Genomic DNA, 21,719 nt, shown 5'->3' on the forward strand with positions numbered 1-21,719 from the left:
GCCGTATGTCATTAACGGAAATTGCCATTAAGAGACCTTTGTTGCTCATTGTTATATTTACGGTCCTGATCCTTTTCGGAATACAGTCGTATCTGAGCCTGAATTATAATCTGCTTCCCAAAATAGAAGTGCCTACGGTTTCTATCAGTACTATTTATCCCGGCGCCTCGGCCGCGGAAGTACAGACAACCGTCACTAAAAAACTGGAAGATGCTTTTTCTGCGGTGGAAGGACTGGATCAGATCAGTTCCACCTCCCAGGAAAGTGTTTCGATTATCACCATATCATTTAAAAGCGGAACGAACATTGATCAGGCGGAACGCGACGTACAACGTAAGGCAGACCAGACACAGAACGATTTGCCGGATGATGCAGAACGACCAAAGGTGAACAAGGTGAACCTCGAGGAAATACCAGTTATCAAAGCAGGAATAACAGCTAATATGGCTCCCCGTAACCTGTACGATTTTGTAGATAACCAGCTAAGGCCGATACTGCAGAATGTGGCCGGTGTGGGGCAGGTAAATATCATTGGTGGTGATCAGCGGGAGATTCAGATCAATATTAACCAGGAAAAATTGCTGTCCTACGGCATTTCCCTGGCACAAATTACACAGGCCGTCAATAATGCCAACCTGTCCTTTCCTGCCGGCAGCATTGAAACGAAGAACCAGCAGCTATCCATACGTTATGACGCTAATATTACTTCGCTGGATCAGCTGCGGAACCTGATTGTGGAACAGCAGCCCATACAGGGAACTATCTATTTGAGAGATATTGCCGAAGTGGTAGATGCTACGGCCAAAACAATAGCTATCAATCATATTAACGGTATTCCTTCCATTGGCTTACAGATCATCAAACAAACGGACGCCAATGCCGTAAACGTGAGCGAGAAGGTGAAGAAGACCTTCGCCAGGATAGAAGACCAATACAAATCGCAACAATTAAAATTCAATATTTCTTCGGACCAGAGTATATATACCCTTCATGCAGCAGATGCTGTGATAGACGATCTGGTGCTGGCTGTTTTGATAGTAGGCGTTGTTATGCTGGCTTTTCTGCACAGCATGAGGAGTTCCATGTTTGTACTGCTGGCGCTGCCCTCATCGATTATCCCCACTTTTATAGCGATGTACGTCCTGGGGTTTTCGCTCAACCTGATGACGCTGATGGCTATGTCACTGGTGGTGGGTATTTTGGTGGATGATTCCATCGTTGTGTTGGAAAATATTTATCGGCATATGGAAATGGGCTCAGACAGGCGTAAGGCGGCCCTTGATGGCCGTAATGAGATAGGTTTTACGGCCCTTTCCATAACGCTGGTAGATGTGGTGGTATTCCTGCCACTGGCATTGGCCGGGGGAATGATTGGTTCCATACTTCGGGAATTTTCGCTGGTAGTGGTATTCTCCACCCTGATGAGCCTTTTTGTTTCCTTTACTATTACTCCCTTATTGGTTAGCCGGTTTGGTAAGTTGGAAGAACTGAAGGAGAATACCATTTGGGGAAAGATCAACCTTGGGTTCGAACGCTTTATCGATGCTATAAAAGTGGATTACGGAAAACTGCTGGAAAAGATACTCCACAGGAAAAGATGGCTTTTGTCGGGTACTTTGCTGCTGATCATCGGATCTATAGCCCTGATACCTGCTGGTTTTATTGGTGGGGCATTTTCCCCTCAAACAGACCAGGGTACCCTGGTACTCAATATGGAACTGGAACCCGCGGCCACCATTTATAGTACTAATATGCTCGCGCAGCATGCCGAGGCCATCATCATGCGTAGTCCGGAAGTTGAAAAAGTGTTTTCGAATATCGGATTTGTGAGTGGAAGTGTGGCAGGAGCCAGCACCAACGCCAACCTCGCAGAATTCACGCTGACGCTCGTCGATAGAAAAAAACGTATCCTGTCGGCAGATGATTTGGCTATCCGCATTCAGCAAAAGCTCAGTAGTGCCATACCAGGCGCAAAATTTACTGCGGCCACCACTTCCATCACCGGAAATGTTAGTGAAGCGCCTATACAGATTGCCATAAAAGGTGTCAATATCAACGATGTGCGTAAAGTGGCGGAAGCTTATGAAAAGATAGTGGCAGATGTACCGGGTACGCAGTTCGTGAAATTATCTGTTAAAGACAGAAAGCGGGAAGTAGACATACATCTGAACCGGGAGAAAATGAGCATGCTGGGACTTAATGCCAGCACGGTGGGCGCTACACTTCAAAATGCGTTTAGTGGAAGTGATAAAAGCAAGTACAAACAGCACGGAAATGAGTATGATATCCTGGTTGGTTTAGACAAATACAATCGTACTGATGTAAAGAATGTGCGTAGTCTCCCTTTTGCGAATGGAGCAGGGGAAACGATACTACTGGAACAATTCGCGGACGTGAACGAGTCGTTGGGGGAAACTACGCTGCAACGCATAGATCGCCTGGGAGCGATTAAAGTACAAGCTGGTGTAACTGGCAGGCCAATAGGAACCGTGACCGATGAGATCAAGACCAAAGTCAGGTCCATCCAGCTGCCGGATGGTGTAAGCGTTGAATACCTGGGGGATTCTAAAAATCAGGGAGATGCGTTCGGCAGTCTTGGGTTGGCCCTCATCACGGCTATCATACTGGTATACCTCATTATGGTAGCACTCTACGAAAATGCTGTTTATCCCTTTGTGGTACTGTTCTCCATTCCTGTGGCCCTGACTGGCGCATTGCTGGCGCTGGCGCTGACGATGGAAACGCTGAACATTTTTACCATCATCGGTATCATCATGTTATTGGGGCTTGTTTCTAAAAATGCGATCCTGATCGTGGATTTTGCGAATAAACTAAAGGCGGAAGGACGAAGCGTCAACGCTGCGCTGGTGGAAGCGGGGAAAGAAAGACTGCGACCTATATTGATGACAACACTGGCGATGGTGTTCGGCATGTTGCCCATAGCCATGGCAAGTGGGGCTGCGTCAGAAATCAAGAACGGTATGGCCTGGGTAATTATCGGAGGACTCACCAGCTCCATGATCCTGACCCTGTTTGTAGTGCCGGCGATGTACCTGATTGTTGATAATCTAATTACCCGCTTTTCTGCGGATAGGGGTGATAAGCCCGTCATTCATCCCCGGTAGACAACACGTAGCATCTGAATGAAGAGATAGCCTAAGGCTATCTCTTTTTTATTTGGTTACCACTGTTCAAGTATAAAGCTTTCACTATGGAAATGCGGTTGCCTTGCTACTCTTCCGGATGAAGAGAGCCGCCTGAAAAGGTCTTAAAGAAATCCTTTTTATATACTTCCCCCAGGGGGATCTCAAATTCGCTGAGATAGATATTGCGGTGATCAAATGAATCAATATAGTTTGTATTCACTACATAGGATTTACTGACCCGCAGGAAAAAGTGCTGTGGTAGTTTCTGGTGAATGGTTTTTAAATTCATGGCGGTAATAAGTTTCTGGTTACCTACATACATCACCACGTAATCTTTCAATCCTTCTATAAACCGGATGTCAGCAAAGTTGATCCGATGGAATTTTCGATCTGATTTAATCAGCAGGAAGTCAACTGTGTTGGATTCAACAACATTTTTTTCTGTATCATCTGAAAGTAGGTTCATGTATGCCTCTGCCTTATTGATAGCTTTTTGCAGCCTGCCTTTTTCAATAGGCTTAAGCAGATAGTCGATAGCATCCAGTTCATAACTTTTTAATGCGTACTGTGGATAGGCGGTTGTAAAAATGACAAGGGTTTGCTTAGGTAATTGTGCAGCAAACTGTAATCCGGTTACCATCGGCATTTCAATATCAAGGAAAATAAGGTCTACTTCATTTTCCTTAAGGAAATCCATAGCGGTGGGGGCATTGGAAAATTTCCCCAATATATCCAACTGGGATACGTCTTTAATCAGCGACTGCATTTGTTCTCTTGCCAGTGGTTCATCATCTACAATAATACAGTTCATATGGGAATTGTTAGTTTCACAATATATTCATTTGCGGTAGAAGCGATCTCAAGAACATAATTGTTACCGTATAAAAGTGCAAGTCGTCTTTTTATGTTCGCTAATCCTAATCCACTGCTTTTTTCTTCAGAAGGTATATATCCGGGGTCTGTTGAATTAACACAATAGAAGTAAATCTTATCATCATTAACGGCTATGTTGATCCTGATGTAAGATGCTGCCCCGCTTATATTTACGCTGTGTTTTATCGCATTTTCAACAAAGGTAGTGAAAAGATTAGGTGGCAAAAAAATGCGATGAAGGATCGAGGTGTCTGTATGGCGCTCGATACTGACGGATAGGTTGTCTCTTCTGAGTTTTTCCAGGTCGAGGAAGTTAGATAGAAAATTGATCTCGGATATCAGCAATGTTTTCTCTTCATTGTTTTCATAAAGCTGGTAGCGAAGAAATTCAGATAGTTTCATGATGACGATGTCGGCCTTCTCCGTATCGCTGTGTACCAGCGCCCTGATTCCATTGAGCATGTTAAAGAGGAAATGGGGATTGATCTGGTTTCGCAATTCGTTCAATTCCATCGTGAGGGTGATGTTGCGTAGCGCCGTGATCCTTTCGCTGTCCCTCATCCACCGCTGGATTAACTTTATCATGGTGGTGGTCAGGATGATCGGGGTCAGCATGATCATTCCCTCATAAATGCCCGCCCGATCGTTCGATTTCTGCCAGCAGGAATTCAATTCCGGGGATATGAAAAACGCTTTTAACAAATAGGACAGCAGTAATATAAATATGGCTACCAGTAAAAACAGGAGCGCCAGGTATTGAATGTATCGTCCTTTGAAGAAGAACCTGGGTGCCAACACGTTCATGTTGATATAGCACATGGATATCAAAGCTCCATATATGCATAGTAGCCGGAAGTATCTGTAGACGCCAGTGTATTGTGTGATTTCTCTGGCAAAGGAAATAATAATAAGGGTTCCAAACAACAATAGGATATGACGTAATAGCTTAAACCGATCGTCAACGATCAGCCGTATTATCTTCGTATCATTTAATTCCGGATGATCGTATTTCATGATGTTGCAGGCCCTCTTAAGTATTAAACAAAGATAAAACGATATATCTGATGAAGATCAGAAATTATACAAACACCCTCTTTTGGTATACCAAATTCCGCCCGGAAAAGATTTAATATAAAATGTAACCAGCTTGGTATAAAAAGGAAAAATCGCTATGCTATTAATGCTTTCTTTGGTTCCTGCATTATTAAATATTTATGGATGTATTAAGACGGTTCAGGGCTATGCCACGCAGATACTGGACGACTCCTTTCATTTCAATTTTTTCCTGGTCTACCATTAAAAGTATAAAATAACGAGTATGTATATCGTAAAAAATGTAGCATCATTAGTAATAGGTTTAATGATCTTGTCGGTAAAATCTTTTTCTCAGAAAAGGGATAGTATTCCAGGAAGTGTTAATATACCTAAAAAGGTAGAAGCCTATGTCGCCGACAAGTTCGCCGTTACACGTCCATTCAATGTGGAATTTATACAAACCGGGCCTTATAACTTTTCTTCGGAGAGAGATGGGAAGTCGTTGCCGGACAGTAAGGTCAATAGTTTATCACAGGTAAAAGTGAGTACGAATATTAACTTTATAAAAAGAAAAAACTGGCTTTTAGGTACCACGCTCGGTTATAGATATACTAAGGCAGATGCTGACATAGCCATGCCTGCTGTTGGTGATATCAAAACGGTAGAACGCGAATTTCATTACCTTTTTTCAGCGGTCAACTTTACTTATTTTTCCACCTTGTTCAATAAGCGAACCATCTACAGTGCCAGTGTTATGGTGGATGGCAGTGATAAGCATTTTGAAAGGGTGAGAGGGATCGTGACGGGAACAATGGTATTGAAAGCCAATCAACGTACCAAAATGACAGCCGGAATGCTCATCAGTATTGACCCAAGTGTACAGAACCCGTTCATACCGGCTTTTGGCTACGAGCATACATTCGGAAATGGATTGATAGCAGATATTAATCTGCCCAAAAGTATGTATCTCAGAAAACATGTACTAAATAATGGCAGGGTATCATTGGGCCTGGATATGGATAGAACCTCTTTTTACCTCTATGATATAGATGGTACCTCTCAAAAATATGAGTACAGACAGGTGGATATCAATTCAGGATTGATCTATGAACATCTTATCGCAAAGTATTTTGTGATCACCGCAAAAGCCGGGATGAAAATGTCTCCGCAAGGCAGATTATTCCGCAAGGAAGATTCATTTGGGTCACCGGTATTTGAGATCACTCCTGATCCGGCTTTTTATTTTAATATAGGGATATCCCTCCATCCTTTTTCTCTTATAGGAAGAAAAAAATAATCTACATTAATGACCCCTGAATATGGTAAATGTATTCAAAACAGATGTTCAATCCATAGATATAGCTGAAAAGATAAAGAATGATCTTTTGTTGATATATCCATCCTGAGGGTAACTTTTGATTTGGAAGATGAAGACAAAATATTGAGAATAGAGGGCCATTTCTTTAAGGCAGATGATGTTGTCAACTGCCTTAAAGAAAATGGTTGTTTTGGTATTTATCTCCCTATGGATTTTGATCAATAGTTGGGCAGAATGGAGAAACCTGTAATTATAATCGTATCGATAGTTAACCTTAATGAAGTACGATAAAGAAACGAAAGAGAATTAACCGGAACTCGACTAAATACCCGGCTTAAAATAGAAAACCCGCGACTATCGCGGGTTCCTTCGATATTTTGTGGGGTGGAGGAGACAATGTTCGAACCATTTTGCTGCTGACTTGGAGAAAATCCACCAGTTTATGAGGCCAACTATATGATAAAGACTACCGCCATAAATATCACTGCTGAGGTGCTATCCCTGATTTCAGAAATTGATGGATTTAGGGGTGCATGTCACCTTAGGCAACGGGCGCCAGAACATCTCACTTCATTAAAGCGGGTTGTTACAATTGAAAGCGACTCATATTGAAGGAGCGAAATTAACCGGTGTAGCCTTATGATAAGGAGTGCTGAAATAACAAATTATTTGAGCAGGGGTTTAAGATTGATTTTACCTGTCAGTTATCCACGTGTAAAATCTGTAATCATGTCCGATACTTCCGGATACTTTGTGATTAAATCCTGGCGGCGACCGATCGTATAGTCAGCAGGGTCAAACCCGGGATCCATCGTTACACCCATTAACGAATAAGTTCCTCCAGGTGTCAGCCTGGAGCCCATCCAGGTGCCACCAGGTATGACTTTCATTGGGTAGGCACCAGCAGCGATATCATTACTGAAAGTACATATTTCATACTTATTGGGAGAACCGTCCGGATAAAGCAGCAGCATTTGGACCGGGTCTCCGCTATAGAAATGATAGATCATATTACCGGTTACTTTATGCATCGCTGAAAAAGTACCGGATTCTAAAAAATAATAAATAGCGCTACACAATGCATGCTTTCCCGTGGGAGGCAGAAAACCAGGCAAAAACGTATTAGGAATCCTGATAGCCGAGGTATAAACTCCTGCAAAAAAGCCACCTTCCTCGCTGTTAGATTGCAGCTTGAACCACTGTTTTATATTTTCAGGTGTTAACATAAACTATTGTTTGGTTATTTTTAATATTTTGATGAAACACTTATGCTTTGGGTGGCAACTGTGTACGGTTTAACGGACTTAGATCTTTCAATGGTGGTGGGGGAGGATTGAAAGAAGATCCGATACTTTGCTGAAAGTGTAATAAGTTATCAGGATCAATATGCTTTTTGATCTCTTTTAGTCTTTCGTAGTTTTCACCGTAATACATTTTGGCCCAGTCGTGCAATAATGGATCAATGTAATTTACATAGGCTCCTGTTGCTTTTCCGGCAGCACTCATTGCTTCGTAGAAATCATATGCCCATTCCACATTACTCAGGGCGTCTCCAGGTTTGTCGACATCCCAGATCGATTTTACTTCCGGAACAAAACGGGCATTCCGGTGTACATAAGCGGTATCGCTGGGTTTTCTTTCTGAAATTTTGCCACCTGTCAGTGTCCAAACCATGAAGCTATCGGGAGAGGGCGCCTTATGCATAAAATCAACAATCACTTTGGCGACCTTATTATTCATTCCTCCTTTGGGAAGAATAAGAGAGCGCATGTACGCGCTACGGTTTGCCACCAGTGTAGTTGTGCCGTTAAAAAATTCCCAATCAGGCAGTGTCATGTTGCGGAGATCCGTATTGATCGGTTTAAGTTTGAGCAGGTCTTTCAGCAGTTCGATGCCTTCAGCATATTCACCATTGAATACCGGCGTTAACCCAATCGTTTTTATTTTTTTCGATTTGTCTATTGCATCCGGTTGTTGCCCCACAAAGCCGTATACAGACATTGCATCAGGAATCTTCTCTACCCATTCATTATAGTATCCCAATATTTCTTCTGTTTGTTCGAGCGGATATTTGATTTGCCCTACTAACATTTTTTCGCTAAACGGTTTATGCACCTTCATTTCCATCTCGACTACGATCCCAAAATTACCACCGCCACCACCGCAACAGGCCCAAAAGATATCCTGATCTCCTTTTAATTTACTATCCGCACTTATGTCCCGCAATACCCCGTCAGGTGTTATTATTTTGAATCCAAGCAGGCTGTCAATACTCATCCCATAGGAACGGGAAACGAAACTATAACCGCCTCCCAGCATGAACCCCGGAGGGGCCACTGTTGGGCATCCGCCACCTATCGGGATCAATCCTGTACCTGAATTAGCCATATACTCATATATATCATGCCATATGACGCCCATCTGAGCAGTAACACTTTGTTTTGTTTTATTAAACGATATCTTATTCAGGTGCTTCATATCCATTACTACCCCGTTATCATTGAGACAATATCCGGCTGCACTATGGCCCCCTCCTTTTATTGTAAAGGGAAGATGATGGGTGATTGCAAATTTAAATCCCAACACAATATCTTCCACAACAGTTGGGCGCACAATTAATCTGGGTCGAAGCTGGATGCGACCATTATCTATTTTTATCGCGTTTTCATAATCACTATCGCCGGGTTGCAATACATAGCCACTCAATTCGCGCATTAAATCATTAATTGCTGTTGAAATCATGGTTAAATTATTATGAGGGTTAATAAGAAGATTATATGCCGGAGACCAGCGGAGGTTCTGCAACGTAAGAATCGAAAATATAGGTATCACTGACCATCCCTTTGGTAGCAGGGAAGAAAGCATCATGATCTTTACTTTTCAGATAGTTGCTGTAATCATTTTTACTCTTCCATAAAATATTCATCGCCACATCATAATTTGCAATGGATACATCGCGTTTCAGATTGGCTAATTCGCCAATTGCAAATACACAAGTACCCGGATGCTCCGATAAATATTTTACGCAAATGTCTGTGAACTTTTTAATGGACGCTGCTGATTTATCTGTCAGAGAAAAATAAATACTGTGCATCAGCCGGGGAGGTTGCTCCGGAGCAGCCGGTTTATTATCTTTTCCGTAAATAAGGTGACTCAGATATGAATCATACACCCGCCGGCCGGTGCCAGGCGCCCAGCGGTTTACTTCTATCACAAACTGGCTATGTTCTTTATCGTTTGCATTGTATTTGTCAAACATTTCTTTGTTTTCGAATACCTGATTCATGGCCACATTGAAATTACGGTCGTTTTCCAGCCGAAACATATCTTCTGCAAGTTTGCAGACCCAGAAAGATAACATTCCTTCAGACTTAGATAAATAAGCGCTGCAGGCTTCCATATAACTATCGCGGAGCGCGGGTGTGCTGCCCATACTCAAACTGAAGTAGGTGCTGTGCATCATCTTTGGAGAAGTACTTTTACTCATGTTTTTTATCATTTAATTTAATGAGCATTACGACTGAAATATGAATACGCATACTTCTATTTCAAACTTTTAATGATAGCATCAGCTGCTTTAAAAGCGAGTGCTGTCATGGTTAATGTAGGGTTTGCCGTTGCCGTTGTAGGAAATGAGCCACAACCTACAATGTATAAATTATCGTGGTCCCAGCTTTTCATATCTTTATCAGTTACGGAATCATCTTTCGTAAAACCCATACGGTGCGTACCCATTACGTGACCTGCGCCCTGCGAATAGTATGTAACATTTTCATATTCAAATGCACCACCACTTCCAAGAGGTATCCCGGTTTTATTTTCTGCATTTAATGCGTCAAAAATAATTTTAGTAGCAGCAGCAGCGGCCTTGAAACCATCTTTGGTATAAGGAGCCAGGTCATAATGGATTTCGGGACGGGGTATGCCCAGGTTGTCCATACAGGTTTTTGATGGAATGATGAAACACTTCGGATCATTCTTTTCATCTGGTAATTGCTCTATGAGGAAACCGATGCGAAACTGACGTGTAAAGTTTTCCTGGATATACTCTCTGAGCAAGGAGCCGAAGATACCCCAGCATTTGTCGGGATCTTTTGGATCAGGAGCAGGGGTTACCGCGTCTATTAACTGCGTATATGGTGCTCCCGCAGGCCAGTTCCAGCCTTCATTACCAATTTCAATGCGGAAGGCAGCCCGCTTATTGCGGAAAGTGCCATCGCGTGTTCCTTCTATCCCTGATGTTGATAATGGTCCTCTTAAAGGAAATATGGGTTTAGGTGTCAGCCCCCAGGCAAGATACATGGGATGGTCCATCAGGTTTCTACCTACCTGACTGCTGGAGTTAGCGACACCGGCAGCTATCTGTTTGTTGGACATCAGTAACAGTTTTGCTGCTTCGATAGCATTTGCAGCAATGATATATCTGGAACCTGTAGCAGTAAATGTACCTGTTGCCGGTCCATCGATCGTTTGATATGTTTTATACTCAATGCCTGTTACATTCTTTTTAGCGTCATCGAGTTTAATATTGCAGGCTACGGCCTGGTAGATAATATCCACATTACCTGTCATAATCGCTTTGGACATGGTTATCGTTGCATCATATTTGGCCTGTATCGGGCAAATAGGAGTACAATTGGTATTACCCTGACATTGCCGGCGGCCATTATCATAATACTCACCATTTTTCATTTTATTAGGCACGCCGTTGCGGCCTGCTGGTGTACCTGTGACAGAGAGATCGCTGCCTTCAAAAGTCTTCCCCGTCATTTTTGCTGTCATCTCTTTATCCAGTATTGTGGGTGGTATTTTAGCCATCGGGTATACGTATCCATCGCTGAACGTGATGCCATGAATTTTTTGTTCATTCACATCAGCGGATACACCTATTTCAAATTCGGCCTGTTCGTAATAAGGGGAAAGGTCTTCATAGCTTATCGGCCAATCTACACCTACCTTATACGTTGTTTGCATTTTAAAATCATTAGGCATTAAACGCAGGCTGGTGCCAAGCCAGTGCCAGGATGTACCGCCTCCTCTGCGCTCATAGCTGCTGCCAAAGGGTATGGGGCCTTTCTGTATAAAATAGCCGTTACTATCTATTGACTCATTCGGCGGATTACAATTTTCAGTTGTACTATTGATAGGTCTTATATCCAATACGGATGGTCTTGGTGCATTATAGTTTTGTACATATGGCGATTCAGGGGTTTTAGCCATTGCCAGAAAGAATGTTTCCATAAATTCGTTACGGTTACCCGTTTCAAGCTCGTTTTCATCAGGGTTAGAGAGCAGACCATCAATAGCGATCCCTGCTTCCAGCACCAGCACTTTTTTATTGGCACTTGCCAGCTTGTATGCCAGAATACTGCCTGCCCAGCCACCTCCTACAATTACTACATCATATTGTTTATTTGAATTGCTCATTACATAAATGTTTTAATTCGGTTTGGTGTTTAACTTATCTACTTAATTGCGGGCAATGTGGGTACATTTTCCCAATAACCATAATGTTCCGTACTGAAGCCCATCGGATGCGCGCCCATTTCTCCCCATACAAGGCCATTTGTATAGGCCAGGGAGGAAATAACATGATCATTGTTGGGGAAGTCGAAAGAGTTAGGATTTTTTGTAAGGTCATACCATATGCCCACGTACCACATATAGATAATATTTTGCGCAAGGCGGGTTATCTCAATGTTTGTTATGATATTGCTGTATACTTCAGTCGGTATTTCAGACGGCGCCGAATTATCAACTATGATATTCCAGGTTTGTGTGAGCAGATTAAGCTGACTTGGAGGTATCTTGTTTTCCGGTCTGCTAAGCTCCGCATATAATGCTGCGGCTACACCCTGGGTATCACGTGCCGGTTTTAATACATCGGCCGGGTAGCCGGTCAATGCCGCGGAAAGAGCTACAAATTCATCAAGTGTCATATAATAGTTTTAAGAAGAGTAAATGTTATTGTTTGAAAGCTTTTGCTGTTTTTAAAACGAAGGTGAAGTCTGATTGCCTGCCGCCCCATGTTACAGCCGCGTTATGGCAGCCTATACAACTGGAAGAGACACCAGGGGCATAGCTCACTTTACCCTTCTTTACATTCCCCTGATCATAAGTCTCCAGTGTAGCATTGGCCATATATACAGGGAATGGGTCGCCTGTATTGTTCATTTTGGGATGTACAGGCCATTGTGTACCTACCAACTCGTAATATTGCCATACGCTCTTTGGGTTGATGGCCGTCAGTAATGTGTGCATAGAATCATTTAAATGCTGCGTGCCGGTATCTATAGGAGTAAGCCGGGCTACCTGACTTGGAATTTGTCCTGTTATTCCAGGGTTCCAGGGTTGGGCAGGTGCTTTATTCAGGGTTTTATTACTGCTGTCGTTATTGAAGAAATTGTAATGCCCGTTTGCCAAATGATGAAAGTCCGGTACATTATCTACCTGCTCAAAAGTAGACCAGATCCACTCCGGCGAGGTGAGTGTTTTTGTACCAATGTGTAATCCTACCAATCCAACCCAGGCGTCATAGGAAGTATCTCTGATGCCTCTTGATGGGAGTGCCGGCACATGGATAGTAGCGATAGCTTTATGAAACCGCGAAGTATCATCGCCGTTACCCAGTATTTTCCATGATGCTTTTACCATTACTGCACCATACAATCTTCTGTTATTATTTCCTTCGGGGAAGTCAACAGTGTCTTTAAAATTTATTTGTCCCTCAATATTATAGAGCGTATGTGTGTCTATGTAATCAAACATTTCTTTGTTCATTGCAATTTCAAAGCGGACATATTGTCTATTCTGATCGATCAGCGGACCTGTCATGAACGGCTGAAAAATAGCAGTCATATTTGGCGGAGTTTTGCCTGTTTGTGAAAGATTTTTTTGGCTGCTTTGTTGGATTATATCCCAGGGAGCCGGCCTTTGTCCACTATCCAGGAACACCTGATCAACCTTTTTCCATGATTCCCATACGGTAGCATTATCGCCATACTGGCCTATTATTTCACCTTCCTGCATGGGCCAGGATAAAGCAATGAATGAATGCCAGGAGAAGAGATCAAAACCCCGCCGTACCGTTGTTTCAAGCACCCGCTCAGGCGGAGGAGGAAGCGTGACATCGTAAGGCAATACCGAACTTAGCGGAGTAGTCACCTCATCATTAGCCGTGGTACTTTTTCTATTATTACCGCCTGTTTTATTTCCGTAAGAAAAAGAACTGATATAGATCATGCCGGCCCACAAAGCAATTAGCAATGTGATAATATTAAGCTTACTCATATATTATTATTTTAAAGATAATTTGTTGGTTTGTTTATAGCTGAAATTGAAAGAACATCTTGTTAATAATTCCTTGTTGTAAGCCTGCATTAAAAAGAGATTCTTAGATTAGTGTGGCGAGTATCATTAATAAAAACATAACGATCCCCATACCATCATTGATGGAACTTTATAGCCATGATTGTATTTTTTTATGCTACTCTTTTAAGCGTATGCCGCATCGCAGATCCCTGCATCAGGAATCTTATTTAATATTGTGGGCAAAAGCGGCTGCTGTAAAATTTTTTTTTAATCCGGGTTATAGTTTAGAAGATTCGAACGTATAAGCTTTGAGGTACTTATAAGTTCTTTTTTTATCTTTATTGGTTATTTTATACAAAATATATATTCGTCATTACCTTTAAGTATTGACAGGTCCTGTGTTTACGATTAATCATTTTAATACCATCCTGGTTGATATCTGTAAACATGTTTTATCCAAACAAAATGATCTACCAATTGTTCTGTTCTACGGCATTTTTTTTTTGATAAATAAAATATCGGTGTTGTTTCGATATTGAATAAATAAGTTCTTTGGAATTATTGCCTGTATTTGGTTTTAGCGAATTTTGGAATGGTAGCGATTTGAAAAATGTCAAAATTTACTTTATTTTAAAATATTGATAATCAATATTATTAATCAAGTCAAATATATTTTCTCCCGGATAAGAACTAGTGTCACATAAAGTCTTTACAGCTTGTGTTAATTGCTACAAAGGAGACTATAAAACCACACAATTTTCCTGCTGAAAGCAATTTCTGTGTATGGCTTTTGGTCAACTTATACATCGCGGGGCGGAAGTTGACCAAAAGAATAATGTATTCGCGATAGATGCCACCGTCATCGATGTATGCCTGTCAGCATTCAGGTGGGCACAGTTCTAAACAACCAAAGGCGCTGTCAAAGTGCATCTTCAATTAGACCTGAAAACGGCTATTCCAGAATTTATTCAAATAACTCCGGCATCTGATCAAGAGATAAATATCCTGGGTAATATCACATTTAAGCCAGATAGTTTTTATGTCGTAGACCACAACTATATTGATTTTGGAAGGCTATAGAATATCCATAGGGCCAAAGCCTTTTTTATCACTCGTGCTAAGAATAATTTTAGTTTCACACGGGTGCCCTCTGTATCTGTTAAAAACTGGATAATGTCAAGCTGAATACTGCTGGTAAAAATAGAAAGGAGGAGAGAGGGAGTATGAAAATAGACTTGAACCTACTAGCAAAAAATTGTGTCGAAGGACATTGGTTAAAGGGAATACGATACCTAATAACTATATAGTAGTTGCTGGTGGCACTGTGTCAAACACTATGCGTTCAAAAATAAAGGAAGAAGCCTGAAGATAGAGTTTTCGAATGTAGAAATTTGGAGCGGAGTTGAATTTGAAGAGCGATTGAGAAAAGATTATCCTGCTCTTATTGAAAGGTTTTTTGATGGAAAGAAGTTTCCTGATTTGAACAACTGGCAATCTTTAAAATTTAATTTCTGGTTTGATTGAGCAAATTTAATTTCAGGAAATCAACTTAAATATCGCATACTATGTGATATACGGAAATGGCTACACTGATTCCAAATCTATTTTGGCGGTATCATACTGTAAGCGGGAGAGAAGAAAAGAAATTGCCTATTTAATAGTAACTTAATAAGTGATAGTTAACCAGATTAAGGTAGCATAAAATAGTAGAGGAAAATTAAAGGGAAATCGACTTAAAATAGAAAACCCGCGACTAGCGCGGGTTTCTTCGAGATTTTGCGGACCGGACGGGACTCGAACCCGCGACCTCCGCCGTGACAGGGCGGCATTCTAACCAACTGAACTACCGATCCTTCCTACAGGCAGGCTTTTCAGCCATTCCGTATTCCCCGTTTGGGGTTGCAAATATATAAATAATAATTCCAAATAACCAAATATTTCTATTTTTTGTGTTCCAGCAATGCCAGACGCGCATAGTGATCGGCCAGCCGGGTGGTTTCCGGCAGCCGGTACTGGGTGCATACTTTGAGGACAATATCGGTGGCAGTAGCCAGAGATATTTTATGCCCCGTGGATACAAATACCGGGTTAATGCCATCCTGTGTTCTTAATGCATTCCCGATATGTTCCGGGTCCAATAGTGGGGCGATGCTCCCTCTGGCGGCTCCCAGGTCGTTATATTCACCGCAAAGTTTTGTTTTGCCACAGCCAATCACCGGTTTATCCAGGATAACGCCAAAATGAGAAGCCAGCCCGAAACGACGTTGATGCGCCACTCCCTGTCCATCGCAAATAATGAGGTCCGGATGCAGTGGTAGTTTTTCGTAGGCGCGTAACAGTGGTGGCATCTCCCGGAAGGAAAACAAGCCCGGGATATAAGGAAAGGTGACTTCCATACAATGGGAGGCAACGGCTATTACCTGTAAGGTATCATAATCCAATAGTACAATGCTGCCGGCAATCAGGTTGGAATCTTTGTCGTATTCTACATCTGTGCCGGCAATAATTTTTATCGGGTCAGGTAATACATCTGTGGTGATCACCTTTGCGCGTAACTCTTCCTGTATGGCGATGGCTGTATCTTCACTAAGCATCGAATAATGGTTTATAGGTAGCTGCCAAAGCTACAGGAAATTATTATAGTTTTGAGGTGCACTGAAAGCTTATATTTGGTAATATACCGTAATCCTTTTTTTTTATGGAACCTATAACAGCAACACAACTAAAGAATATTCCGGCGCTTAAGGATGTACCATTGGAACAGCTGGACTGGCTGCTTTCGCAGTCGGAAGAGCGGGTGGTGCCGGAAGGAGAGCCGCTGTTTAAAGCCGGTGATCCGGTGGTCACCACGGTGATTGTCATCACCGGAAAGGTGCGTATTTCCTCAACCATCAATGGTCATTACCGGGAAGTAGCAGAATTAAATGATGATAGCATCACCGGATGGTTACCTTTTTCCAGGGTAAAAAATGCGATAGGAACAGGGCTCTGTCTGAAAGAGACGCGCGTGATTTCCTGTCATGCAGATATATTGAAGAAAAATATAGAGCAGCATTACGAGCTTACGGAAGCGCTGGTACACATTATGACCAGCAGGGTACGGGATAATACTTCTTTCCAGCAGCAGAATGAAAAAATGATGGCGTTGGGAAAATTGTCTGCCGGCCTGGCACATGAATTAAATAATCCGGTGGCAGCGATTACGCGCAGTGCTACTGCTTTATTTGATAATATACGGAACCTGCCGGCTATTTTCAGGCAGATGTCGGCGATTTGTTTATCAGAAAAAGAGGCCGGCATATTAGTAGATCAGCTATTGCATATGCAGGGAAGCAGGCCGGAGAAAGCGCCGGGTATGCTGGCATTGTCTGATAAAACAAATGAGCTGGAAGACTGGCTGGAAAGCAAAAATATAGATCAGCTGGAAATAGCGGAAGTACTGGCGGAGTATGATCAGGATAAAGATGCACTGGAGAGGTTTTGTCAGCAGTTCCCGCCCCAGCATCTGCCGGTAATATTCAGCTGGATACATAGTGCCCTGGTCGCCAACAGGATGGTAACCGATTTGCAGTTATCTGCCAAAAGAATAGCTGACCTGGTAGCCTCTGTGAAAAGTTATACGTACATGGATCAGGAACCGGATAAACAATTCATCGATATACACAGTGGTATACGCAATACGCTGGCGATGTTGAATTTCAAAATCCGGAAGGGGAATATTGAGATTGTGGAGCAGTATGATACTACCTTGCCAAAGATAAAAGCATTGCCGGGAGAATTAAACCAGGTATGGACCAACCTGGTAGATAATGCTATTGATGCCATGGAAGTCAATAAAAAGGGCAGCCTGGAAATTGCTACCACCAAAGACCGGCAATATGTACATGTTACCATTACGGATAATGGTCCTGGTATTCCGGCGGAAATTCAATCGCGAATATTTGAACCTTTTTTTACTACCAAAGAAATAGGAAAGGGCACCGGCCTCGGACTCGATGTGGTGATGCAGATAGTGCAAAGGCACCATGGGATTGTAAAGCAGGTATCTGTTCCGGGGAAAACAATTTTTACTGTTTCCTTTCCTATAGAAAATAATTAACTTAGAAGTTATGAGTCTGCCTATAATATTTGCAATTGATGATGACAGACAGGTGCTGAATGCCATTACCCAGGACCTGAAAACCTACTACAGAAAATCTTACCGTATACTGAGTACGTTGTCCGCCACGGAAGCATTACAAAGCCTGATAGAACTGAAAAACCGGAATGAAACAGTGGCGCTTTTCATCTCTGATCAGCGGATGCCTGAAATGGAAGGTGTTGATTTCCTGCAACAGGCGATCGCTATTTACCCTGCAGCCAAAAGGGTGTTGCTGACCGCGTATTCTGATACGAGTGCCGCCATCAAGGCGATTAACGAGTTAAGACTGGATTATTACCTGATGAAACCTTGGGATCCACCGGAAGAGAAGTTGTATCCGGTGATCAATGATTTGCTGGACGACTGGCAAAACGGCTACCGGCCGGAATTTCAGGGGATTAAGGTGCTGGGGCATGCTTATTCATCCAAGGCTTATCGTATCAAGGAATTTCTCGCTAGCAACCTGATACCGTATCATTCTGTGGATGCCAGCGGGGAAGAAGGAAAGTTGCTGATGCAGATTAATCAGCTGGACACCGCTGTTTTGCCGGTGGTCTTTTTTGAAAATGGGGAAATGGTATCCTGTCCGCCGATTATTGATATTGCCGCCAGGATAGGTTTGAACCCTACCCTGAAAAATGAAATCTATGATGTGGTGATTATCGGTGCCGGCCCTGCGGGTTTAGCTGCCTCCGTTTATGGCGCTTCTGAAGGACTGAAAACATTGCTGGTAGAGCGGCATGCGCCGGGCGGACAAGCAGGTACCAGCTCCCGTATAGAGAACTATCTTGGTTTCCCTTCCGGTTTGAGTGGCGCAGAACTTACCCGCCGTGCCATTACACAGGCAACGCGATTTGGAACAGAATTTTTGTCGCCACAGTCGGTGAAGGAAATAAAACTCAAGGCAGATTATAAAATTGTTTGCCTGGAAAGCGGTACTGAAATCAATACACGTGCGGTAGTGATTACCACAGGTGTCGACTACCGTAAGCTGGATACTGCCGGCATAGAACAGTTTACCGGGGCAGGAATTTATTACGGGGCGGCCACTACAGAAGCGGCGTCCTGTAAGGAAAAAAGTGTGTATGTCCTGGGAGGAGGTAACTCCGCGGGCCAGGCAGCAGTGTATCTTTCCCGGTTTGCCAAAGAAGTCTTTATCATTATCCGGAAAAGTGACCTGACGGCGACCATGTCTTCTTACCTGATTGATCAGATCAATGATATTCACAATATTGTGATACTGAATCATAGCGAAATCGTGGAGGCTACCGGTACCGACAGGTTAAATAGTCTGAAAATAGAGGACCTGAATACCAAAGAAGTAAAAGAAGTGACTGCCGATGCCTTATATATATTCATTGGTGCAAGGCCATATACCGACTGGCTGGGGGATCTTATTATAAAGGATGAGAAGGGGTATGTGCAAACCGGCAGGGAAATGAAGTCGTTTGACTATTTTGGTAAACTATGGAAGCTGGACAGAGAACCATATTTACTGGAAACCAGCTGTCCTGGCATATTTGCTGCCGGCGATGTGCGCTCCGGCGCTATGAGCCGTGTAGCCTCTGCGGTAGGAGAAGGGTCTATGAGTATCAGCATGGTGCATAAATATTTAGCGGAAGTTTAAATCTTTTTTATGTCAATATGTTCACACCTGGAAGCCATTACAGATATCAGAATCGGGACGGAGCACGTATGTGAGGAATGTATAAAACACAACGGTACCTGGCTGCATTTGCGTACCTGCCAAACCTGTGGCGCCACGCTTTGTTGTGACGATTCTCCTGCACGGCATATGACACAACATTACCATGCTACCACACATCCGGTGGTTGCTTCTGCAGAACCCGGCGAACAATGGTTATGGTGTTATGTGGATAATTCTTTTGCAGAATATTAATCAGGAGATGAAAATAGCTTTACAGCAGCCGGCAGGAACGAACTCCTGCCGGCTGCTGAATATTTAGCACGCAGGTATATTTTTATAATTTTAAAAATTATAAAATATATACAAACTTTTCTCATATTCGAAAAGTAAATTTATATTGCTTCCATAAATGATTGTAATGGGATGTAACGTTATGAAATCCACATCAACTTTCAACTTTAGATAAAACCAATTCAATACAGAGGCCGTTTTTATACAATAGTTCACCGTTATAGTTACTTGTCGAACTAAGCTAAATCGATTTTTAACAGGAGTATCAGCCAGGAATCAGCAAAGTTAATATCCACGTAATATTAAGCGATTACATTTGTAGGGACTTGTTATTTTCCAACTATGTTCGGGCATAAGAAATTATCTTTCCAAAATACATCCGCTACTTCGCGTCAGCAGGATTTTGAATCATCTGTAACTGCTTACTGGGACAAGCTATTAGGCATTGCCGTGGCTAAAACCAATGCGCACGATGCGTTTGATATTGTACAGGATGTATTGCTTTCTCTCTGGGAGAAATGGGAAGAGGTGCCCAAAGATGAAACACTGGAGTTTTACCTGCTCAACGCCCTGAAGTTCCGCATATTTAAATATTACCGCACCAACGGCCGCTATCAGGCACATCTCAGAAAGCTGGAAGTATTACTGAACGATACCCTGGAAGTGCCCGGGGCACTTGCTCCGGAGGATTTACACGGCCTGAAAGAAGGCATTATAAAGGACGCGATGGAGATCCTTTCTCCCAGCCAGCGCCAATTATTTGTACTACGTGTACAGTATCATTATTCCTACCAGAAAATAGCACAACAATTGGGCATAGATCCTGCATCAGCAAGGGTTTTGTACAGTCGCGCCTTAAAGCAGGTGAAAGCACATATCAAAGAAAATCCTGCCTTGTCTGCCAGCCTCGTTTCTTCTTTTTTGTTGTTTACAATTTCTTAACATTCCCCTTAGTTAACATTTTTTGCTCTCCGGGTATTCAACTATAGATGGCACCGAAAAAATACCCAAGGGCACATGCCCTGTTAGAAAAATTTTATGCAGGTAAATGTACACCGGAAGAACTGGCCATATTAGACAGCTGGTATGACGGTTTAGGTAATGACGCAGATATGCCTGCGACAGATGCCAGCCATTACCAGCAACAGTTTCTGGCTAATTTCCGTGATGGGCTGCCCGGCGCAAAAATCGTCTGGTGGAAACAATCGGCTATTAAATGGACTGCCGCTGCTGCCAGCATTTTATTACTGGCAGGTGCAGGGTATTGGTGGATACATCAGGCCAGACAAAAAACAAATTCATCTGCAGATAATGCGGCTTTCCTGGTCACCAACGAAACCAACCACATAAAACTGGTGATACTGCCAGACAGCTCCCACATATGGCTGAATGCTGCCGCCTCGCTGCGCTGGAAAGAAGACTTTAACCAAAAAGTCCGGAGCGTACAACTGACCGGCGAAGGATTTTTTGATGTACACGGACAAACAGGTAAGCCTTTTATTATCCACACCAGGGACCTGACCATACAGGTATTGGGTACACAGTTTAACGTAGAAGCTTATCCGGCAGAAGGCTTAACACGCGTATCGCTCGTACAGGGTAAAGTAAAAGTGCGTGCAGGAAAAGATAATACCATTCTGAAGCCAGGCTATGCAGCGGTTTATAACAATGAAGAAAAAGGAATAGCTGTCAATGAAACAGATGCCGGTAAGGTAGCGGCATGGAGAGAAGGCGCATTCAGCGCTACAGATCTGCCGCTCAGAGATGCCGTAATGCGCTTGTGTACCCGCTACGGATACAATGTTCGCTGGGAAAATGCACAGGGCGCAGACAAAAATATTTCTGTGATGTTCAGAACAGACACTTTCACAAAGATGCTCGACAACCTATGCTACATCAGCCGTAAGCGATATCGCATTTCCGAAAGACAGGTTACCATTTATTAATACACGTGCG

16 protein-coding genes and 1 tRNA gene are annotated in these 21,719 nt (G+C 42.8%); 7 read left to right on the forward strand and 10 right to left on the reverse strand.

Features of this window, described 5'->3' with window-relative positions; translation table 11 throughout:
- The first annotated feature begins 5 nt into the window (after nucleotides 1–5).
- The gene (locus AB4Z08_RS11565) at nucleotides 6–3,125 is read left to right on the forward strand and encodes an efflux RND transporter permease subunit (RefSeq protein ID WP_441573888.1); all 3,120 of its coding nucleotides are present in this window, start codon (nucleotides 6–8) and stop codon (nucleotides 3,123–3,125) included.
- 106 nt (nucleotides 3,126–3,231) lie between these two features.
- On the opposite strand, the gene AB4Z08_RS11570 is transcribed toward AB4Z08_RS11565, so the two are convergent.
- Nucleotides 3,232–3,957: a LytR/AlgR family response regulator transcription factor gene (locus tag AB4Z08_RS11570; protein WP_441573889.1), complete on the reverse strand. Its 726-nt coding sequence runs from the start codon at nucleotides 3,955–3,957 to the stop codon at nucleotides 3,232–3,234.
- Nucleotides 3,954–5,033 (reverse strand): sensor histidine kinase, encoded by a 1,080-nt coding sequence (locus AB4Z08_RS11575; RefSeq protein WP_441573890.1) that lies wholly within the window; start codon nucleotides 5,031–5,033, stop codon nucleotides 3,954–3,956. Before AB4Z08_RS11575 ends, AB4Z08_RS11570 begins: the two co-directional genes overlap by 4 nt.
- Before the next feature lie 304 nt (nucleotides 5,034–5,337).
- Here AB4Z08_RS11575 and AB4Z08_RS11580 point away from each other — a divergent pair, with 304 nt between their 5' ends.
- A complete protein-coding gene (locus AB4Z08_RS11580; protein WP_441573891.1) occupies nucleotides 5,338–6,351 on the forward strand; it encodes a hypothetical protein in 1,014 nt (337 codons plus the stop codon).
- A 725-nt stretch (nucleotides 6,352–7,076) separates the two neighbouring features.
- Here the strand turns inward: AB4Z08_RS11580 and AB4Z08_RS11585 are convergent.
- From AB4Z08_RS11585 to nfi, 8 genes are all read right to left on the reverse strand, one after another.
- Nucleotides 7,077–7,598 (reverse strand): cupin domain-containing protein, encoded by a 522-nt coding sequence (locus AB4Z08_RS11585; protein ID WP_441573892.1) that lies wholly within the window; start codon nucleotides 7,596–7,598, stop codon nucleotides 7,077–7,079.
- A 40-nt stretch (nucleotides 7,599–7,638) separates the two neighbouring features.
- Nucleotides 7,639–9,114, reverse strand: coding sequence for an FAD-binding oxidoreductase (locus AB4Z08_RS11590; RefSeq protein WP_441573893.1), 1,476 nt, complete (start codon nucleotides 9,112–9,114; stop codon nucleotides 7,639–7,641).
- Nucleotides 9,115–9,145: 31 nt separating this feature from the next.
- Entirely contained in the window at nucleotides 9,146–9,859 is a 714-nt protein-coding gene (locus tag AB4Z08_RS11595) for a hypothetical protein (protein ID WP_441573894.1), read from the reverse strand.
- 56 nt (nucleotides 9,860–9,915) lie between these two features.
- Complete coding sequence (locus AB4Z08_RS11600; RefSeq protein WP_441573895.1) at nucleotides 9,916–11,799, reverse strand: GMC family oxidoreductase; 1,884 nt, start codon at nucleotides 11,797–11,799, stop codon at nucleotides 9,916–9,918.
- 38 nt (nucleotides 11,800–11,837) lie between these two features.
- On the reverse strand, nucleotides 11,838–12,311 hold the full coding sequence (locus tag AB4Z08_RS11605) for a hypothetical protein (RefSeq protein WP_441573896.1): 474 nt from the start codon (nucleotides 12,309–12,311) through the stop codon (nucleotides 11,838–11,840).
- A 25-nt stretch (nucleotides 12,312–12,336) separates the two neighbouring features.
- Nucleotides 12,337–13,662 carry a hypothetical protein gene (locus AB4Z08_RS11610; RefSeq protein ID WP_441573897.1) on the reverse strand — a complete coding sequence of 442 codons (1,326 nt, stop codon included), beginning with the start codon at nucleotides 13,660–13,662 and terminating at the stop codon, nucleotides 12,337–12,339.
- Between the two features lie 1,800 nt (nucleotides 13,663–15,462).
- Nucleotides 15,463–15,536, reverse strand: a tRNA-Asp gene (locus AB4Z08_RS11615).
- 87 nt (nucleotides 15,537–15,623) lie between these two features.
- Nucleotides 15,624–16,277 carry a deoxyribonuclease V gene (nfi, locus tag AB4Z08_RS11620; protein ID WP_441573898.1) on the reverse strand — a complete coding sequence of 218 codons (654 nt, stop codon included), beginning with the start codon at nucleotides 16,275–16,277 and terminating at the stop codon, nucleotides 15,624–15,626.
- 104 nt (nucleotides 16,278–16,381) lie between these two features.
- Here nfi and AB4Z08_RS11625 point away from each other — a divergent pair, with 104 nt between their 5' ends.
- The 5 genes from AB4Z08_RS11625 (at nucleotide 16,382) to AB4Z08_RS11645 (ending at nucleotide 21,709) form a co-directional block, all read left to right on the forward strand.
- Nucleotides 16,382–17,782: an ATP-binding protein gene (locus AB4Z08_RS11625; protein WP_441573899.1), complete on the forward strand. Its 1,401-nt coding sequence runs from the start codon at nucleotides 16,382–16,384 to the stop codon at nucleotides 17,780–17,782.
- Between the two features lie 10 nt (nucleotides 17,783–17,792).
- Nucleotides 17,793–19,451, forward strand: a complete 1,659-nt coding sequence (locus tag AB4Z08_RS11630) for an FAD-dependent oxidoreductase (protein ID WP_441573900.1) — start codon at nucleotides 17,793–17,795, stop codon at nucleotides 19,449–19,451.
- A 9-nt stretch (nucleotides 19,452–19,460) separates the two neighbouring features.
- Nucleotides 19,461–19,724, forward strand: a complete 264-nt coding sequence (locus AB4Z08_RS11635; protein ID WP_441573901.1) for a UBP-type zinc finger domain-containing protein — start codon at nucleotides 19,461–19,463, stop codon at nucleotides 19,722–19,724.
- Between the two features lie 381 nt (nucleotides 19,725–20,105).
- Nucleotides 20,106–20,705 carry an RNA polymerase sigma factor gene (locus tag AB4Z08_RS11640; RefSeq protein ID WP_441573902.1) on the forward strand — a complete coding sequence of 200 codons (600 nt, stop codon included), beginning with the start codon at nucleotides 20,106–20,108 and terminating at the stop codon, nucleotides 20,703–20,705.
- 47 nt (nucleotides 20,706–20,752) lie between these two features.
- A complete protein-coding gene (locus AB4Z08_RS11645) occupies nucleotides 20,753–21,709 on the forward strand; it encodes a FecR family protein (RefSeq protein ID WP_441573903.1) in 957 nt (318 codons plus the stop codon).
- Nucleotides 21,710–21,719: the final 10 nt, after the last annotated feature.

The sequence above is a fragment of the Chitinophaga sp. RAB17 genome, assembly GCF_052114225.1.
Lineage (GTDB): Bacteria > Bacteroidota > Bacteroidia > Chitinophagales > Chitinophagaceae > Chitinophaga.

Excerpts from the sequence above, each read along its gene's own strand:
- AB4Z08_RS11565 (WP_441573888.1), top strand. The coding sequence starts at position 6 with ATGTCATTAACGGAAATTGCCATTAAGAGACCTTTGTTGCTCATTGTT.
- AB4Z08_RS11570 (WP_441573889.1), bottom strand. The coding sequence starts at position 3,957 with ATGAACTGTATTATTGTAGATGATGAACCACTGGCAAGAGAACAAATG.
- AB4Z08_RS11575 (WP_441573890.1), bottom strand. The coding sequence starts at position 5,033 with ATGAAATACGATCATCCGGAATTAAATGATACGAAGATAATACGGCTG.
- AB4Z08_RS11580 (WP_441573891.1), top strand. The coding sequence starts at position 5,338 with ATGTATATCGTAAAAAATGTAGCATCATTAGTAATAGGTTTAATGATC.
- AB4Z08_RS11585 (WP_441573892.1), bottom strand. The coding sequence starts at position 7,598 with ATGTTAACACCTGAAAATATAAAACAGTGGTTCAAGCTGCAATCTAAC.
- AB4Z08_RS11590 (WP_441573893.1), bottom strand. The coding sequence starts at position 9,114 with ATGATTTCAACAGCAATTAATGATTTAATGCGCGAATTGAGTGGCTAT.
- AB4Z08_RS11595 (WP_441573894.1), bottom strand. The coding sequence starts at position 9,859 with ATGAGTAAAAGTACTTCTCCAAAGATGATGCACAGCACCTACTTCAGT.
- AB4Z08_RS11600 (WP_441573895.1), bottom strand. The coding sequence starts at position 11,799 with ATGAGCAATTCAAATAAACAATATGATGTAGTAATTGTAGGAGGTGGC.
- AB4Z08_RS11605 (WP_441573896.1), bottom strand. The coding sequence starts at position 12,311 with ATGACACTTGATGAATTTGTAGCTCTTTCCGCGGCATTGACCGGCTAC.
- AB4Z08_RS11610 (WP_441573897.1), bottom strand. The coding sequence starts at position 13,662 with ATGAGTAAGCTTAATATTATCACATTGCTAATTGCTTTGTGGGCCGGC.
- nfi (WP_441573898.1), bottom strand. The coding sequence starts at position 16,277 with ATGCTTAGTGAAGATACAGCCATCGCCATACAGGAAGAGTTACGCGCA.
- AB4Z08_RS11625 (WP_441573899.1), top strand. The coding sequence starts at position 16,382 with ATGGAACCTATAACAGCAACACAACTAAAGAATATTCCGGCGCTTAAG.
- AB4Z08_RS11630 (WP_441573900.1), top strand. The coding sequence starts at position 17,793 with ATGAGTCTGCCTATAATATTTGCAATTGATGATGACAGACAGGTGCTG.
- AB4Z08_RS11635 (WP_441573901.1), top strand. The coding sequence starts at position 19,461 with ATGTCAATATGTTCACACCTGGAAGCCATTACAGATATCAGAATCGGG.
- AB4Z08_RS11640 (WP_441573902.1), top strand. The coding sequence starts at position 20,106 with ATGTTCGGGCATAAGAAATTATCTTTCCAAAATACATCCGCTACTTCG.
- AB4Z08_RS11645 (WP_441573903.1), top strand. The coding sequence starts at position 20,753 with ATGGCACCGAAAAAATACCCAAGGGCACATGCCCTGTTAGAAAAATTT.